Origin of the sequence: Nonlabens dokdonensis (genome assembly GCF_002162835.1) — a bacterium.
GTDB classification, from domain to species: Bacteria; Bacteroidota; Bacteroidia; order Flavobacteriales; family Flavobacteriaceae; genus Nonlabens; species Nonlabens dokdonensis_B.
This window is the reverse complement of sequence record NZ_MAAX01000092.1, coordinates 1-15,148: the sequence shown is the minus strand read 5'-3', so window position 1 is coordinate 15,148 and position 15,148 is coordinate 1. Positions and strand designations below refer to the sequence as shown.

Here is a 15,148-nt window from a genome sequence, read left to right as displayed (position 1 = left end):
GATTTCTAGCATCTACATTCTTTGTTACAATACTATTCTCTTCAGGTGAAGGTAAGGTGGCTGTGGCAGTTACAAGTGTAGTCGCATTTGCTATATTTACTAAAGGATTTGCCCCAGTAGGTGTCCCATTTAATTCAACTGTATTACTTAAAATTTGTCCTTCTTGTAAAGTCCCGCAGGGAGAATAATCCACTTCGACAATAAACTCAACAAAAGGAAACGGATCAGATCCTAGTAGACTATCAGTTAATTCAATTTGATTTGTAGCAGTATTAAAGGTTCCAGGACCACTTACTAAAGTAACTACGGCACATGGAGGCGATGCTATTTCAGAAATAGTTACATTATCTAAATTGAGCATACCAAAAGTTAGCCCTTGAAAACTTGGTGCCTTTTCAACTATAATTCTATAATTTGCAACACCATTCATATTTCGAACAAATGTATTTCCAGCTGCATCACTCACTGCTGGAAGAATGGCTTCTTTGGTAATGCGTCCCCAAGGATTAACCGCTGCTGCGGTGCTAGTTATTCCCTGCGGTGGACAAAAATTTTCAGTGCTACCATTACTGGTATAATCTCCACATATATTATTAGTAACTGTAAACCCATTAGGTGTAGACCCAGCACAAAAGCTCACAGTTATAGTAAAAGAACCACTTTGTACATTATTAGGGATATTAAAAACGATAGATGGTAGTGCACTAGTGTCTATTAAACCAGGAATCGTATTAGGTGATGGAATTGAGAAACCATTGAAATCTATAAACGCGTTATTTGCCCTAACATCACTATTAGCAAAACATAAGCCAGCCGGTACATTATCGGTAATAACAAGTGTGTTGTTACTATTTAAATTTTGAAAAGAAATAGTATAACTAAATAATTCGCCACTCTGTATACTAGGTATTTGTGGTGTAGATTTTTGGATAGTTGCTTCTCCTGTAGCATTACTAGCCGAAATAGTTTGACAATAGGCATTCATGCTGTATAAACAGCATAATAGCAAAAAATAAAATTTATTCATTTGAAAGATGAATTAAACATAGATTCATCTTTTTGGAGGAGTAATAATGAACTATGAGTTGAATTATTAATAAAAAGTAAATGTATTATAATATTTGTTAATACAAGCTATCTATCTGTAGGTTTGTGTGTTATCAAACGATTATCAAGGGTTTTGTTTGATTTCAAGCTATATGAGTTTCTTTTATCTCGCTTTCGCGAAAGCGTAACAAAAAGAATTATCCGGCTACTAATTAAGTATGACTAATGAAATCAATTACATCGACTTTGAGCCTCAAATTTTAGAAAAGAACTTTTGGGGTAATAAAACTTATGAGACTACAAGCATGGTAATGGAGCGCGTAAATGAATGGGTACGCAAGAATTACAACCGTGAGATCATAAACGTAGAAACTATTATAGTTCCTAAATCAAGTTCGTCTTTAAAAAATACAAACACCAGCAAGTTAAATATGCAGGGCGGCATTGTATATATGATTGAAACCATACGTGTGTGGTATAAATAGGATAGGACTTATATTTGTAATCTAAAATTAGACATATGTCCATCAACTGGAAGACTGCCATAGAATTTGAAGATATCACCTATAAAAAAAGTAACGGTATTGCCCGCATTGCTTTTAACAGACCAGAAGTGCGCAACGCTTTTAGACCTAAAACGGTTGCTGAACTCATAAGAGCATTTTATGATGCGCAAGAAGACCTTACTATAGGAGTAGTTATTTTAACTGGTGAAGGGCCTTCTAAAAAAGATGGCGGCTGGGCTTTTTGTAGCGGTGGCGATCAAAATGCCCGTGGTCATGACGGTTATAAAGACGATTCTGGTACCGGTAGATTAAATATTCTAGAGGTGCAACGCATGATACGTTTCATGCCTAAAGTGGTGATTTGCGCCGTTCCAGGTTGGGCAGTAGGTGGCGGACACAGTCTGCATGTCGTTTGTGATATGACCATCGCAAGTAAGGAACACGGTGTTTTTAAACAAACGGACACTGATGTTGCTAGTGTAGATGCCGGCTACGGAAGTGCTTATCTAGCTAAAATGGTAGGACAGAAAAAAGCACGTGAGATTTTCTTTTTAGGAAGAACCTATAGCGCTCAAGAAGCCATGGATATGGGAATGGTAAATGCCGTAGTGCCACATGATGAACTGGACCAAACGGCTTACGATTGGGGACAAGAAATCCTCAAAAAATCTCCTATTGCTATAAAAATGGCAAAGTTTGCTATGAATGCTACTGACGATGGTATGGTAGGGCAGCAGGTATTTGCAGGTGAAATGACACGTCTTATTTATATGACTGATGAGGCTCGAGAAGGAAGAGAAGCCTTTTTAGAAAAACGCGCTCCAGATTGGGGTAAGGATCGCTACATCCCATAGATATTCTACGACTAATAACAGTAAATTTTAGATTTTTGAGGTGTTTCGCTTTCGCGAAAGCGAAACACCTAACATACTACATTACAACACTACTTTTTACGACATCCTCAATTGTGAGCTGTAGGTGTTTAGGTAGCATATTATCTTTAGGCAAAACCGCTAGATGTCGGTCTTCATTTGAGTCATAAACTTGCTTGATCAATGCATCAGGATGTCCTAATTCTTCACATATATCTTTTATCAAATCTATATGATGGATAAGGTTGTTGCTACCTAAATGAAAAATTCCGCGACGTCTCCTATTGATGATATAATGTAGTTGCTGCACTAATTTATTGATGTGCGTGGCGTTAATCACAACGTTAGAAAATACTTCTATAGCTTCATTTATTTTAAGTTGTGCTTTAATTTCATTAATGCGAGGCGAGCCAGCTCCATAAATCATAGGAATGCGACATATCACATATTTAGAGATAGGTTTACGCAATAATTCGTTTTCGATTTTAATTTTAAACCTTCCATAAATACTTTCTGATAAGGTTTTATCGTACTCATAACTAGGATAGTTAGTAAAGCGGTCAAATACGTTTGCGCTCGAGAGAAAAATGACCTTACAATCGTTTTTCTCCACATAGTCTGCTATTTCAAAATGCAATCGTACTAGACTGGTAACATTACCTCTTAAGGCAGTTACAATAAATTTAGGTTTTAAATGTTTGAGTAATATGTCAAGACGTTCCATTTCATAATCAAACTGATGGAAGTGTTTATTCTTATCAAATAAGGGATTATCAGTTCTGTACGTAGCGTGTACGTCAAAAAATGGCGCCAGCTCTTTATAAAGTGCGTTACCTATAAAGCCACTGCCGCCAAGTATGAGAATTCTATTCAAAAATGAATCTGTTTATTTTTTATAAAAAGGTAACTTTACCACAGTTGCAGGCATTAATTTTTTTCTGATCTGTATGTAAATTTTACTACCAGGAGTGGCAAAAATAGGTGGCACATAACCCATTCCTATTCCTTTGGCCATAGATGGTGACATAGTACCACTGGTCACTATACCTAGATCTTGCTGATTACTATCTTTAATCTCATAACCACCACGAGGTATCGCGCGGTCATCCATTTCAAATCCTACCAGTTTTCTGTTTACACCTTTTTCTTTATGCTGTTGTAATTTCTCATAATTAACAAAGGGCTTTGTGAACTTAGTCACCCATCCTAATCCAGCCTCAAAGGGAGATGTAGTCTCATCAATATCATTGCCGTAAAGACAATATCCCATTTCTAATCGCAATGTATCTCTTGCAGCAAGACCTATAGGCTTGATATTAAATGATGCACCTGCTTCAAACACTTTGTTCCAGATTTGCTTTACCTCGGTATTTTTACAGTAGATTTCAAAACCTCCAGAACCTGTATAACCAGTAGCACTTATAATTACATGCTCAATACCGGCAAAATCGGCAACCTCAAAGTGATAAAATTTGATGGCACTTAAATCCACAGATGTAAGCGACTGCATCGCTTCTACAGCTTTAGGTCCTTGAATAGCTAGCAAAGAATAATCATCAGAGAGATTTTTCATATCTGCATTCATAATGTTATGCTTTGAGATATGTTCCCAATCTTTATCGATATTTGAAGCGTTTACGACTAGTAAGTATTGCTCTTCTTTAATTTTATAGACGATCATGTCGTCTACTATACCACCAGTTTCATTAGGCAAGTAAGCATATTGAGCTCTTCCTATAGTCAGTTTAGATGCATCGTTTGAAGAAACGCGTTGTACTAGCTCTAGCGCCGTAGGACCACTTATTAAAAACTCTCCCATGTGCGATACATCAAATACACCTACGTGTTCTCTTACATTTTGGTGTTCTATATTAACTCCTTCATATTGAACTGGCATATTAAATCCTGCAAAAGGAACCATTTTTGCTCCCAAAGATTCGTGTATAGTAGTAAGTGCTGTATTTTTCATGTGATCATTTTTGGTTGCGCAAATGTATGGATTATAGTTTTTAATATTAAGTTAATTGCTACCACTATGTACGTTTTTGTGCCATCCATTTTCTTAAGCTAGTAATTGGTATTTACCTTAATTCAAAACGAGTTGAATTGCACCATTATAATTATTTGATGTACACTAGATGGAATTACCTGTTCATTTACCAAAAAAAAACATAAAGCCATCATTATGGTAAAACGATTTAGATAGATTTGCTTTGTATTCATTAATTTGCACAATCATAAAACCTACGTATTGAAAATTCTAAGTGCACAACAGCTCGCTGAAGCTGATAAATCTACCATAGACAAACAACAAATCACTTCTAATGACTTGATGGAACGAGTTGCAACGCTTGTTTTTGAACGCATCCATCAACGTTTAAATGGCGCACCAGTTCCTATTAAAATATTTTGCGGGATAGGTAATAATGGTGGTGATGGTCTTGCCATTGCGAGGCACATGATACAACATGGTTATCACGTCACAGTTTACGTTACTAATTGTAGTAAAAAAAGATCTCCAGACTTTTTGATTAACTACGACCGTATAAAAGACGTGACAAAGGACTGGCCTATACTATTAAGTTGCAAGGAGGATTTTCCTGAGATTTCATCGCAGGATATTATTATAGACGCCATCTTTGGAACTGGTATTAACCGTGCTCTAGAGGGCTGGATGGCAGATTTGATCCATTACCTAAATGATTCTAAAACCTTTAAAGTCGCCGTAGACATGCCTAGTGGCTTATATGCAAACACGCCACATAGTAAGGAAGATGCCATTTTAAAAGTAGATCACACATTTACTTTTCAAACACCTAAACTATCCTTTTTCCTTCCAGAAACAGGAAATTATGTAGGTAGTTTTGAGGTTATTAATATAGGATTAGACCCAGAATATATGATGCAGGCAGCACCTCTTGCTCAGGTGATTTCTAAAGAAGCTGCCCAAAATATGTACCAGCCTAGAAAAAAATTCACTCACAAAGGCAACTATGGACATGTGCTTACTTTTGCTGGAAGTAAAGGTAAAATGGGCGCAGCAGTATTAAGTGCGAGTGCTTCTATAAATGCTGGTGCTGGTAAAGTTACTGCTTACATTCCTGAAGATGGAAACCTGGTACTTCAGTCTTCTGTACCAGAGGTAATGACTATACAGAGTCGTGGTGAGGATTATATTACTGATTTTGAACATTCATTAATAGACACAGTTTTATGTATAGGACCTGGAATAGGGACAGAGAAGGATACGTGTTCCGCTTTCGCGAAAGCGTTAAAAGAACAAACTACACCGGTAGTAATTGATGCCGACGGAATTATCATTCTAGCACAACAACCTGAATTGTTAAAGGATGTGCCCAAAGATTCTATTCTTACACCTCACGATGGAGAGTTGAAACAGCTCCTAGGTGAGTGGAAGGATGATTATGAAAGACTAGAAAAGGCACAAGAATTTTCTAAAGAGAATGATGTGATTCTTGTTTTAAAAGGCGCTCACACGATAACCGTTGCTGGTTCTAGCCAGTATGTTAACGATACAGGAAATCCAGGAATGGCAACTGCTGGTAGTGGCGATGTGTTAAGTGGTATTATTGCTGCTTTTCTAGCTCAGAAGTACGATCCTTTAACCGCTACTGTATTTGCAGTTTATATCCATGGAGCGAGTGGAGATCTTGCGGCTCAAACTTATGCTCATGAAGGATTAAAAGCTTCTGTGATTTCTAATTTTATAGGAGCTAGTGTTTTACAACTGTTTAGAAATCCACAACAACAGCAAGAACAGCAAAGAAATTGATGTTTTAAATATCATTCAGTAGTATAAACGTATGCTTTGATTGATAGAACTTTTATTACTCTTTACTTAAAGTAAGTAGTAGGTTTTAACTTTTATCGTGACCTTTGAGTAATTAAGCACTTTATAAGAAAAGTGCTGTAAGAATTAGGGAGAAAAAAATAATGGTTGGTTAGTATATTCTATGAGAAAGGATTAGAATGAAATCGATTATTTTAACAAACTATATCTATTTAAGATATTAGGATATAATCCATACAGCACATTAAGTATTCCTTACTGATTGTAAAGGTAGTTAGCTTATTAAAATTTCACAATAGGTAAAAATACCCAATTTTAAAGTTCATTGTTTAACCTTATCTCATAATAATAACTGCTAACTTTTTATAATGGAAGCGTCAAAAAGCTTATTTAAAGCTGTTTATATAGTTTTTATAATAAGTTAAGTGTGACTAGACAGTGATTATGGATACAAAAATTTTAAAATTTTTAAAGCATAAATTCCATTTTTACTTCAATTGCTTTTTAAAATCATCTATTTCTAAAATGTAAGGATCAGTTCCTAACATAACAAAGTCTACTTGCATGGTAAATAATACATCTTTTTTACTGGTGTCCTTAATGATCCACAATCCTTCATAACCTGGTTGACCGAATTTAAAAAATGCTCGAGGTTTATAAAGTAAGTCTACAAATTCTATCTTTTTCCAGTTGATATCGCTTTTTGATGCCTCACTTACTATCGCCAGATGATCTTCCTTCAAAAGCTCTGCATAGCGAGTTCTGGTAACAGATTTAATATTATCCTTGTGCTTTTGTGACATGCGTAGTTCAGGCTCATCAGCTGCTTTTCTCAATAGACTTAATGAAACTAGGTGTTTTTTATATAACGTAAGTGTGAAGGATTCTCTGTCTCTTATCTCTTCAGTCATTTCTTCGACTTTAGAAGTCATTGCTTCTATAGTTTGATTTTGTGCATGAAGTATAGGCGTACCGATAGTTAAGAATAATAAAAGGGCTGTGATTTTAAGCATGCTTATAGGTTTAATTTTGAATTTTATTTATGGTGTTATAAAGTAGCATTACATGGGATGACCATCAAAGTATCTTGGATATTTTTTACTCCAGTCTTTACGCTTGTTATAAATAATCCATTTCAAATCCGTGAGCTCTTTGTGATCGTTTTCTAGCATTTTTATGATATTTGACATTTCTCTAACTTGTTCCTCACTTATATTTTCATTGTAAATAAGTTGAGAACCAATGTCTTTTATGGTACTAATACGGTGTTGTTGAACAGCATTTTGAAAGGCTTTCCAATCTGATTCTAGTGTTTGTGAGTCTCTTTTTTTGATTTGGGAACTATAGTAAAAGAATAGCACAACTATAGTTATAGTGATGATAAACGTAACTACTAGAATTCCTGCATTGCTCATAAAAAGATATCGTGGGTAGTTTATAGATTTATATTGATGAAACAAGTATAATGTTAATCCTTGACATGATTTTTAATGTAGTTTTTTACTCAAATCATTGATTAATTGCTGCGCAGCAGGACTATCCTGAGCTTTTAATTCTTCTATCATTCTTGTAAGGGTCTCTTGAGATAGTTTTTCTTCAGGAATAGGTTTAAAACTAGATTTAGGTGCCAGTGAGAAAAACAATTGATCAGACCATTCATTTCTACTGCAGTCTATTACTAGATGTATTCTATCTTCATCACCTGCATTCTTTACCGAGTGTATATAATTAACGTTAGTATACCAGCATTCTCCAGGTAACATTACGAGTTTATCGCCATCTAAAACAAATTGAACATCTGCATTTGTCACGATAGGTACATGCAACCTAAAATTCCCATCTTCATAACCCAATTCATGATCTCGATGAGCTTTAATCTCTGCGCCAGCACCTAATTTTAAAATACGAGCAGAGATAATAGGACTTTTAAAAGTATCAATAACAGACTTTAAATAAGGACATGTATTTAATACCTCAGTTTCTCTTACAGGAACATTATCATCAGCTAGGGCAAAAATATTTGACGCGTTACCATCTTGTGCATATAAAGAAATTACATTCCAGGCACCACTATGGTTACCAGTATTAAAATGAGGAATCCATTTTTTATCGAGAATAGAGGCAAGTTCTTCTTGAAGCTTCTCCTTATTAAACTTAAATGGTAACTGTAAGTATTTTGTCCTTAATTCCATGGTAGAGAATTTTTTAATAGATGTGGTAAGTAGATGTAACGCATTACAGTAAAAGAATCCGTAACATTACTTCTATTGGGTACAAAATACTGATTTAAAGAAGATTTACTAGTTGAAATAAAGAAAAATAAATGTGCTAGATAACAACTTTCTTATCCCATTGATTGCCTAGTCATTTTTAACTAGCTAAATAAATTTATGGTTCCCTGCGCACACCTTCAAGTAATTCTTTATTTAAAGAAGGATCTGAATCGGTTTTATGTAGTACCGAGATATCACCTGTAGATTCTAAAACTACCGCCTCAACTTGTTTAAAGTCTAACACATTGGCTTCACGCAATTTGGCAATGAGTTGCGATTTTTCTATCCTGCCGTGTTTTAAATTCTTTTCTAGAATGTTACCGTTTTCCATAAGTAATAACGGCTTATTAGAAATAGCCGAACTTAGGGCTGGAAACTTCTTCTGTAAAAAGGAGAAAATGTAGGTGATAAAAAGTAAGCTAGCAATAGCAGCACTACCATGAGCAATTGATGTTGATGAGGTGAGTGTAGAAGAGATGATGCTACCTATCGCAACCGTAAAAGCAAAATCATATGCGGTAAACTTTGCAAAAGATCTCAAACCTACGATCCTGGTTAACACTACCACCACTATAAAAATCATTAAACTTCCTACTAGTGTTTCCCATATAGGGTCTTTCCATTCATAAATCCAGTCCATAGTTAATTGTATTTGTAGTTGCGTTTAGTTTTGTACTCGTTTTTCAATCAAGTTGTGAAACAAATATAAGAGAATAGACGGCATTAGTCTTGTGTTTTGTAGGGAAATTCTGCTTTCGCGAAAGCGAGATCATTACAGACCAACATAATTAAAATCAAGCTATAGTATTGCAACTGTAGAAATGCTAAGTTGCTAGTCACATAAAAGTAGGTTTATTCTTCTTTTAAAATTTTAATGACTCTATTATTTACGATCTCAGACAGGTTCCAGTTGTAAAGATCTGGATCTGTGGTACTGTAAAATAGAACAACCACAGCCTCAAGCTCTTTATCATATCTAGCAAAGCTTTGATAACCAGGAACCCATCCAGAATGCTCATATTCATAAGGATATATCTTTTGCTCTCTTTCATTAAATAAAGTTCCTTCATTCAAAGCTTTGACAAATTTTCCCACATCTTGTGCAGTGGCATGCATTCCATAGTCGTTTGTTTTTAAATCGTGAGGATATCCCACGTGATAACCGCTCATTACATCATCAACGTTAACTGCATCTAGCGAGCTATAAGTATGATTAAGTTGTAAGGGTGATAAAATCTCCTTCTGGATAAATTTAAAATTATCATATCCCAACTCCTCATCCATTATCTTATTGAGGAGTAAATAGTTAGTGTTACAGTATTCATAATCTTCACCAGGTTCAAAATTTGCTGGTTGGTCTAAAATTAAAGCCAGGCCTTCTTCATAAGTTTCAGTAGGAGATTCCCAGAATCCAGGTGCATCAGTAAAGTTAGGAATGCCGCTTCTATGTTGGATCATTAAACGCAGCGTGATTTCATCGGCATTTTCAATTCTTCCATCAAGTTCTGGAAGGTAATCTACTAGGGTTTTATCTAAGGATAAACGGCCGTCGTCTACCAGTTTAGTTATAGCCGCAACATGGTATAACTTGCTTATACTAGCAATTTTAAAAAGGGAATGAGGATTTGCTGGGATTTTCTTTTCTTTATTTTTCCATCCTGCTGCATAAAAAGAAGGTTCTTTATCTTTTTGATCTATATAAACAATCATACCATCAAAACCGTGGCCTATAGCCTCATCCATTTGCTCTTGAACCGTATCAGGCAATGGTAGAATCCACGCTTTAACAAGCAACCATGGTACAAAATATAGGGAGATAGCTGTTCCTACGAGTAGTAGAATGCGCACGATCCATTTGGCCTTTTTATTCTTAATCATGGAGGTAATAGTTTTGGAATAGTTGGTACTGTTCGTTTACATTGATGGACTTTGATATAATAATCGTGCTCAAAGATAAACAGAACTGAAAACATAAAATGACGCTATAGATTGTACGTTTAATAAACTATGCTTTTAAAGAATTTTTCCTTCATACTATTACAAATTTAGATACCTAACCGGCTTGATACAAAGTCTATAAGCTCTATCGCTGGAGCATTTTTTAAACAGGTTTTACATTGAGCATACATCATCAAGCAGTCTATAAAATCGGTTAACATATGGAAAAGTAATCCTATACCTATAATTTTAAATGGCTTACGGAAAAAGAGTAGGGCAGCATAAACCAGCATCGCGTAATAACTATGTAAAGGATGATAATTAATGCTGCATCTATTTGCCTCAAAAATAGGTGTTGCTAGTAAGTGATCTATATCTACTAGCATAGTAGCAAGTAATATCAAATAAGCATTTTTCCAGTCTTTTTTAAAGAAGAAATATGCGATAAAAAAAGGAAAGCCTAAGTGTAAAAAATAGTGTAGTGTTGTTTGCATAAGAGACTTTAAAATCTGAAATTTAAAACTCCTCTAATTTAAGAATATATCATTGATATAACAGTGAATATTAATAACTAGATAACTGCTGTTAACACATTATAAACTCAAGCGCTGGCACTAATTGCTGTCTGTAATAAGCTCTTAAAACATTGTTTTGCGATTGCAAAATCAGGACTCATTTACTAGGATTTTTACAGAAGTACTCTAGTGATAAAATGAAGCAGATTTTACTTGTTTTTTACCACAGTACTTAGTTGTGCTTAGTTTTTATTACGCTTTTGTTTATATTTTCGTTTCTTTTTCTACAAAATATCTTACATAAATCAAAACCAAAATAGGAACTATAACCAATCCACTAATAAAATTTAATAACGAAGCCCAATCGGTCAATTCAATTCCGCCTTTTGGAATTAGGACTAATGCGCCTAAAGGTCCTTTTGAAAATATTGTGTTATAAATAAAATTCCAGCCTAAATGAAGTCCGAAAGGTAGCATTATCGATTTTGTTTTTGAAAAAGCCCAAGCCCAGGCGTAACCCATTAATCCAGTTCCGATAAAAACTAAAATCATTGCCATTACGTTACCCAAAACTCCGTATGAGAACCAATGATAATTTCCGAACGCAATTGCGGAAATCAATATACTTTTTTTTGAGCCAATTTTTTGGATAAGAATATATAATAAAGCTCCACGAAAAATCAGCTCTTCTGTCAATACAGATTTAAAATCCCACCAAAATGATTTTATTACAATTCCGCTCGTAATATTTTTATTCAAAATCCAAGTCGAAGATTTTAGATAAGATTCTAAATATTGAACAAGAACGCAAAGTATTCCAGTAATTAATAATCCGATTAGGAATTGTTTTATTCTTTTACCAATTGGAAGAAGTCCTAATGTTAAAATATTCTTCTTTTCAATCAGGTATAAAAGCAACCACGAAATGGAAATTGCAACTAAAATTCCTATCATTTACTTGGTTGGTTTTAAATTATACCTAACGGGCAAAGGTATAATGCGTGTAAGGCGTTTTAGCTGTGTAGCGTTATCCTTTGTTGTTTAAGTTGAAGTTGTAAAGTTAACTAAATTTTGAATTGAATCGCCTCGCAATGAGCATTTAAAACGCCTGATGCGCTTTATGCTATGGTTCATGCCAGTTAGTTGTGGTAGCGATAATTGACCAAGTATACACCGGAATTTAGACAAGGCGTTTTACACCTTTGCCCGTTGCTGTCTCCGACGAGTACAACGAGAGGAAGACATGAAGTAGTTTGGGAGTCTTAAAATTGTTAATTTGTTGAGCCTATAGATGGGTTTATTTGTTTCACAGCTATTGCGTAACTAAGTTTTAGTATCCTAAACAACAAATTAAAATTTTATAGCGTATAACTACGGCCGCAGGTAACGGTCTTGGCTATGGTTTCGTTGCGGAATGGTTCGGCAGAACTATTCCGCCGTAAACCAAAGTTAGTAAACACGCAGGAATTTTCGAGAGGAAATTCCGCCGCAATGAACTATAGCCGTTGTTAGGTGTAGTAATTTTCTAATGTCAAACAGCACTAATTATTGCCAAATATAAGTTTGCTGCATAACCACAATAAATCAATAGTTCCTCAATTTCAAATTCCGAATTGTAGTCAGCCATTTCAACATCATAATCATAATTTAATTTCGTCCAGTTATTTACTGAATTTAGTGAAAACTGATGTGTCTCAGATTCATTAAAAACTTCAAATCTTAGTTTCCATTTGGCTTTGTTTTTCAACAAATAGTTAAATTCTTTTCCATTTGCTTTTTGTAGCCTAATAACCATATGACCTTTGAGATTAAAGGTAATGTCTCCTATCTGGCTTTCATTCTTAAAAATATCGACTTTACTTGTCCAAATATTTTTTGGCTTGATTACAATATTGTTTCCGTTCAATGCGGTTTGAGCTTTTTCTGAAAACCAATTAGTATAAGCTAATTCACAAACCTCATCATCATTCTTGATTAGTTTAAAATTACCTTTTCCAGAACTTGATATTATTTTCATTGCATTTGTTTTTTATTACACCTAACTAGTATATATGAGTAATTTAATTAAAAACCATATGCTAACCATATAATTTTGGGCGTATATGAGAACTTTTTACGAATTTCAACAATTGTTGATAATTTAGTTGGGAGGTTCTCTCTTTCGCGAAAGCGAAACTTTTCTAAAACAACTTTTTTCTCAATCCTATAATGCTTGCGGTGCAAACGATAAAAACGAATAGCAATCCCAGACCTATGCCTATTTCATTATAGAGCAATTTACCGGTGGCAAATAGCAAACTATAAATACCTGTTACTCCTAAAAGGAAACCTATGGTTTTGTACTGGAAGTTGTGAAACTTTGATTCTTTACCAAAGATTGCCTCGTGAAAACGGTCTATGGTGTTTTGGTCGCTACGTGCAGTGAGAAAGGTAACGACCAGCCAGGCGATGCTGGTAATCAATACGTTAATACATATCATGTACCAGCTCTCTAGCGTGCCAAAAAGTTGGTTCTCTAATCCTAGTTCTTCACTAGAGTTGATAAAAAACAATAGCGCTATAACAAAAGACACTGCCATTGCGGTAATCTCTGACCATGGATTGATGCGGTACCAGAACCATCGCAGTATAAATAAGAGTCCAGATCCTGCACCTATTTGTATAATAAGGTCAAAGGCAAATTTTGCCTCTTCCAGCACAAAGGACAGTGCTGCAGCAAGTGCCATCATGGCGACCATAGAAAGACGTCCCATGATGACTTTTTCTTTCTCGCTGGCGTCTTGTTTTATAAATCGGGCATAAAAGTCGTTTACCACATAGCTAGAACCCCAATTTAAATGGGTTGAAATGGTACTCATAAATGCGGCAACGAGCGAGGTAACGACCAGTCCTAATAATCCTGCTGGTAAGTAGGTGAGCATGGCTGGATAACTTAAATCGTCTTTTATAAAACTACTATCCAGATCTGGAAAAGCCGTTGCTAGCGATTCTAGATTTGGGTAAATGATTAAGGAAGCGAGTCCTATAATGATCCATGGCCATGGACGCAGTGCATAATGTGCTAGATTGAAGAAAAGTACTGCCCAAGTGGCGTTTTTCTCGTCCTTGGCAGCCAGCATTCTTTGTGCGATATAACCGCCGCCGCCAGGCTCAGCTCCAGGATACCAGGTGCTCCACCATTGTACGGCAATAGGAATAATAAAAATACCCATCATCATATCGGTATTACTAAAGTCGGGCAAGAGGTCCAGTTTTTCTTGTACGTTAGGATGCGTTATTAAGTTGGCCATTCCATTGATTTCTGGCAAATCGAGAATGTACCAGGTCGCCCATATCGATCCTACCATCGCAATGATGAATTGGACAAAATCAGTTATTAAAACGCCTTTTAAACCTCCCAAAAGCGAGTAAGCTAGAGTAACAACAGAGGCATAAACTAAAGTGGTTCCTGCACTAAAACCGAACATTACATGTCCTATCTTAATAGCAGCAAGGCAAACAGTTGCCATAATGATAATATTAAAGACAACTCCTAAATATATAGCTCTAAAACCACGCAAGAACGCAGCGCTTTTACCGCTGTAACGCATTTCATAAAACTCAAGATCTGTAGTAATGCCGCTACGGCGCCATAATCGTGCATAAAAGAATACGGTAAGCATACCGGTTAATAGAAACGCCCACCAGACCCAATTTCCAGAAACGCCATCGGCTCTTACGAGTCCAGCGACCAGATTAGGCGTGTCTGCAGCAAATGTGGTAGCAACCATAGAAACTCCTAAAAGCCACCAAGGCATATTTCTACCAGATAGATAGAAAGAAGAACTGTCTTTAGAGCTCTGTTTAGACACGATGACTCCTATAGCTAGAGAGACTAAAAAGAAGCAAATAATGATGCAAATGTCTATGATTTCCAGTTTCATAAAAAAAAGTTATTAACGATAACGTTTGAATTTTGTAAAAATGCTAAATATAAAATAATTAGCTGCTTTCAACGGTAAAACTTTAATAGATTAGCATGGTTATTATTAAAAATGCAATGAATAGTAAAATAAATAAAATAGGTGTACTTACTTCTGGAGGTGATTCTCCAGGTATGAATGCCGCTATACGATCTGTAGTTCGTACCTGTGCTTTTCATGAAATTGAGTGTGTAGGAATATATAGAGGTTACCAAGGTCTTATA

The 15,148-nt window shown here is 35.4% G+C and carries 16 protein-coding genes; 4 read left to right on the top strand and 12 right to left on the bottom strand.

The features are described from left to right. Nucleotides 1-1,027, bottom strand: a 1,027-nt coding sequence (locus A9Q93_RS05820) for a hypothetical protein (protein WP_303686442.1), incomplete at its 3' end; no start/stop codon positions are given. A gap of 238 nt (nt 1,028-1,265) precedes the next feature. Between A9Q93_RS05820 and A9Q93_RS05815 the strand changes: the two genes are divergently transcribed. Next, nucleotides 1,266-1,532: a hypothetical protein gene (locus A9Q93_RS05815; protein ID WP_303686441.1), complete on the top strand. Its 267-nt coding sequence runs from the start codon at nt 1,266-1,268 to the stop codon at nt 1,530-1,532. 35 nt (nt 1,533-1,567) lie between these two features. After that, nucleotides 1,568-2,407 (top strand): 1,4-dihydroxy-2-naphthoyl-CoA synthase, encoded by an 840-nt coding sequence (locus tag A9Q93_RS05810; RefSeq protein WP_303686440.1) that lies wholly within the window; start codon nt 1,568-1,570, stop codon nt 2,405-2,407. A gap of 76 nt (nt 2,408-2,483) precedes the next feature. On the opposite strand, the gene A9Q93_RS05805 is transcribed toward A9Q93_RS05810, so the two are convergent. Both A9Q93_RS05805 and gcvT read right to left on the bottom strand, forming a co-directional pair. Then, nucleotides 2,484-3,299, bottom strand: coding sequence for a sugar nucleotide-binding protein (locus tag A9Q93_RS05805; protein WP_303686439.1), 816 nt, complete (start codon nt 3,297-3,299; stop codon nt 2,484-2,486). Between the two features lie 12 nt (nt 3,300-3,311). Further along, a complete protein-coding gene (gcvT, locus tag A9Q93_RS05800; protein WP_303686437.1) occupies nt 3,312-4,394 on the bottom strand; it encodes a glycine cleavage system aminomethyltransferase GcvT in 1,083 nt (360 codons plus the stop codon). Between the two features lie 282 nt (nt 4,395-4,676). Here gcvT and A9Q93_RS05795 point away from each other — a divergent pair, with 282 nt between their 5' ends. Further along, entirely contained in the window at nt 4,677-6,218 is a 1,542-nt protein-coding gene (locus A9Q93_RS05795; protein ID WP_303686436.1) for an NAD(P)H-hydrate dehydratase, read from the top strand. A 506-nt stretch (nt 6,219-6,724) separates the two neighbouring features. On the opposite strand, the gene A9Q93_RS05790 is transcribed toward A9Q93_RS05795, so the two are convergent. From A9Q93_RS05790 to A9Q93_RS05750, 9 genes are all read right to left on the bottom strand, one after another. Further along, nucleotides 6,725-7,249 (bottom strand): hypothetical protein, encoded by a 525-nt coding sequence (locus tag A9Q93_RS05790; protein WP_303686435.1) that lies wholly within the window; start codon nt 7,247-7,249, stop codon nt 6,725-6,727. A gap of 48 nt (nt 7,250-7,297) precedes the next feature. Then, the gene (locus A9Q93_RS05785; RefSeq protein WP_303686434.1) at nt 7,298-7,696 is read right to left on the bottom strand and encodes a hypothetical protein; all 399 of its coding nucleotides are present in this window, start codon (nt 7,694-7,696) and stop codon (nt 7,298-7,300) included. Between the two features lie 27 nt (nt 7,697-7,723). Beyond that, nucleotides 7,724-8,428: an aspartyl/asparaginyl beta-hydroxylase domain-containing protein gene (locus A9Q93_RS05780; protein ID WP_303686433.1), complete on the bottom strand. Its 705-nt coding sequence runs from the start codon at nt 8,426-8,428 to the stop codon at nt 7,724-7,726. A 196-nt stretch (nt 8,429-8,624) separates the two neighbouring features. Next, the gene (locus A9Q93_RS05775; protein ID WP_303686432.1) at nt 8,625-9,149 is read right to left on the bottom strand and encodes a DUF421 domain-containing protein; all 525 of its coding nucleotides are present in this window, start codon (nt 9,147-9,149) and stop codon (nt 8,625-8,627) included. Between the two features lie 212 nt (nt 9,150-9,361). After that, nucleotides 9,362-10,387 (bottom strand): serine hydrolase, encoded by a 1,026-nt coding sequence (locus A9Q93_RS05770; protein ID WP_303686431.1) that lies wholly within the window; start codon nt 10,385-10,387, stop codon nt 9,362-9,364. A 167-nt stretch (nt 10,388-10,554) separates the two neighbouring features. After that, the gene (locus tag A9Q93_RS05765) at nt 10,555-10,941 is read right to left on the bottom strand and encodes a DUF6122 family protein (protein WP_303686430.1); all 387 of its coding nucleotides are present in this window, start codon (nt 10,939-10,941) and stop codon (nt 10,555-10,557) included. Between the two features lie 285 nt (nt 10,942-11,226). Continuing rightward, nucleotides 11,227-11,916: a CPBP family intramembrane glutamic endopeptidase gene (locus A9Q93_RS05760; protein ID WP_303686429.1), complete on the bottom strand. Its 690-nt coding sequence runs from the start codon at nt 11,914-11,916 to the stop codon at nt 11,227-11,229. A 577-nt stretch (nt 11,917-12,493) separates the two neighbouring features. Beyond that, complete coding sequence (locus A9Q93_RS05755) at nt 12,494-12,979, bottom strand: aminotransferase (RefSeq protein ID WP_303686428.1); 486 nt, start codon at nt 12,977-12,979, stop codon at nt 12,494-12,496. Between the two features lie 163 nt (nt 12,980-13,142). Beyond that, nucleotides 13,143-14,885 carry a sodium:solute symporter family protein gene (locus A9Q93_RS05750; RefSeq protein ID WP_303686427.1) on the bottom strand — a complete coding sequence of 581 codons (1,743 nt, stop codon included), beginning with the start codon at nt 14,883-14,885 and terminating at the stop codon, nt 13,143-13,145. Between the two features lie 116 nt (nt 14,886-15,001). Between A9Q93_RS05750 and A9Q93_RS05745 the strand changes: the two genes are divergently transcribed. Beyond that, nucleotides 15,002-15,148, top strand: a 147-nt coding sequence (locus A9Q93_RS05745) for a 6-phosphofructokinase (protein ID WP_303686443.1), incomplete at its 3' end; no start/stop codon positions are given.

What these genes read in the sequence shown, in the direction of transcription:
- A9Q93_RS05770 (WP_303686431.1), bottom strand. Translation starts at nt 10,387, where the DNA reads ATGATTAAGAATAAAAAGGCCAAATGGATCGTGCGCATTCTACTACTC.
- A9Q93_RS05775 (WP_303686432.1), bottom strand. Translation starts at nt 9,149, where the DNA reads ATGGACTGGATTTATGAATGGAAAGACCCTATATGGGAAACACTAGTA.
- gcvT (WP_303686437.1), bottom strand. Translation starts at nt 4,394, where the DNA reads ATGAAAAATACAGCACTTACTACTATACACGAATCTTTGGGAGCAAAA.
- A9Q93_RS05790 (WP_303686435.1), bottom strand. Translation starts at nt 7,249, where the DNA reads ATGCTTAAAATCACAGCCCTTTTATTATTCTTAACTATCGGTACGCCT.
- A9Q93_RS05750 (WP_303686427.1), bottom strand. Translation starts at nt 14,885, where the DNA reads ATGAAACTGGAAATCATAGACATTTGCATCATTATTTGCTTCTTTTTA.
- A9Q93_RS05815 (WP_303686441.1), top strand. Translation starts at nt 1,266, where the DNA reads ATGACTAATGAAATCAATTACATCGACTTTGAGCCTCAAATTTTAGAA.
- A9Q93_RS05755 (WP_303686428.1), bottom strand. Translation starts at nt 12,979, where the DNA reads ATGAAAATAATATCAAGTTCTGGAAAAGGTAATTTTAAACTAATCAAG.
- A9Q93_RS05760 (WP_303686429.1), bottom strand. Translation starts at nt 11,916, where the DNA reads ATGATAGGAATTTTAGTTGCAATTTCCATTTCGTGGTTGCTTTTATAC.
- A9Q93_RS05765 (WP_303686430.1), bottom strand. Translation starts at nt 10,941, where the DNA reads ATGCAAACAACACTACACTATTTTTTACACTTAGGCTTTCCTTTTTTT.
- A9Q93_RS05780 (WP_303686433.1), bottom strand. Translation starts at nt 8,428, where the DNA reads ATGGAATTAAGGACAAAATACTTACAGTTACCATTTAAGTTTAATAAG.
- A9Q93_RS05810 (WP_303686440.1), top strand. Translation starts at nt 1,568, where the DNA reads ATGTCCATCAACTGGAAGACTGCCATAGAATTTGAAGATATCACCTAT.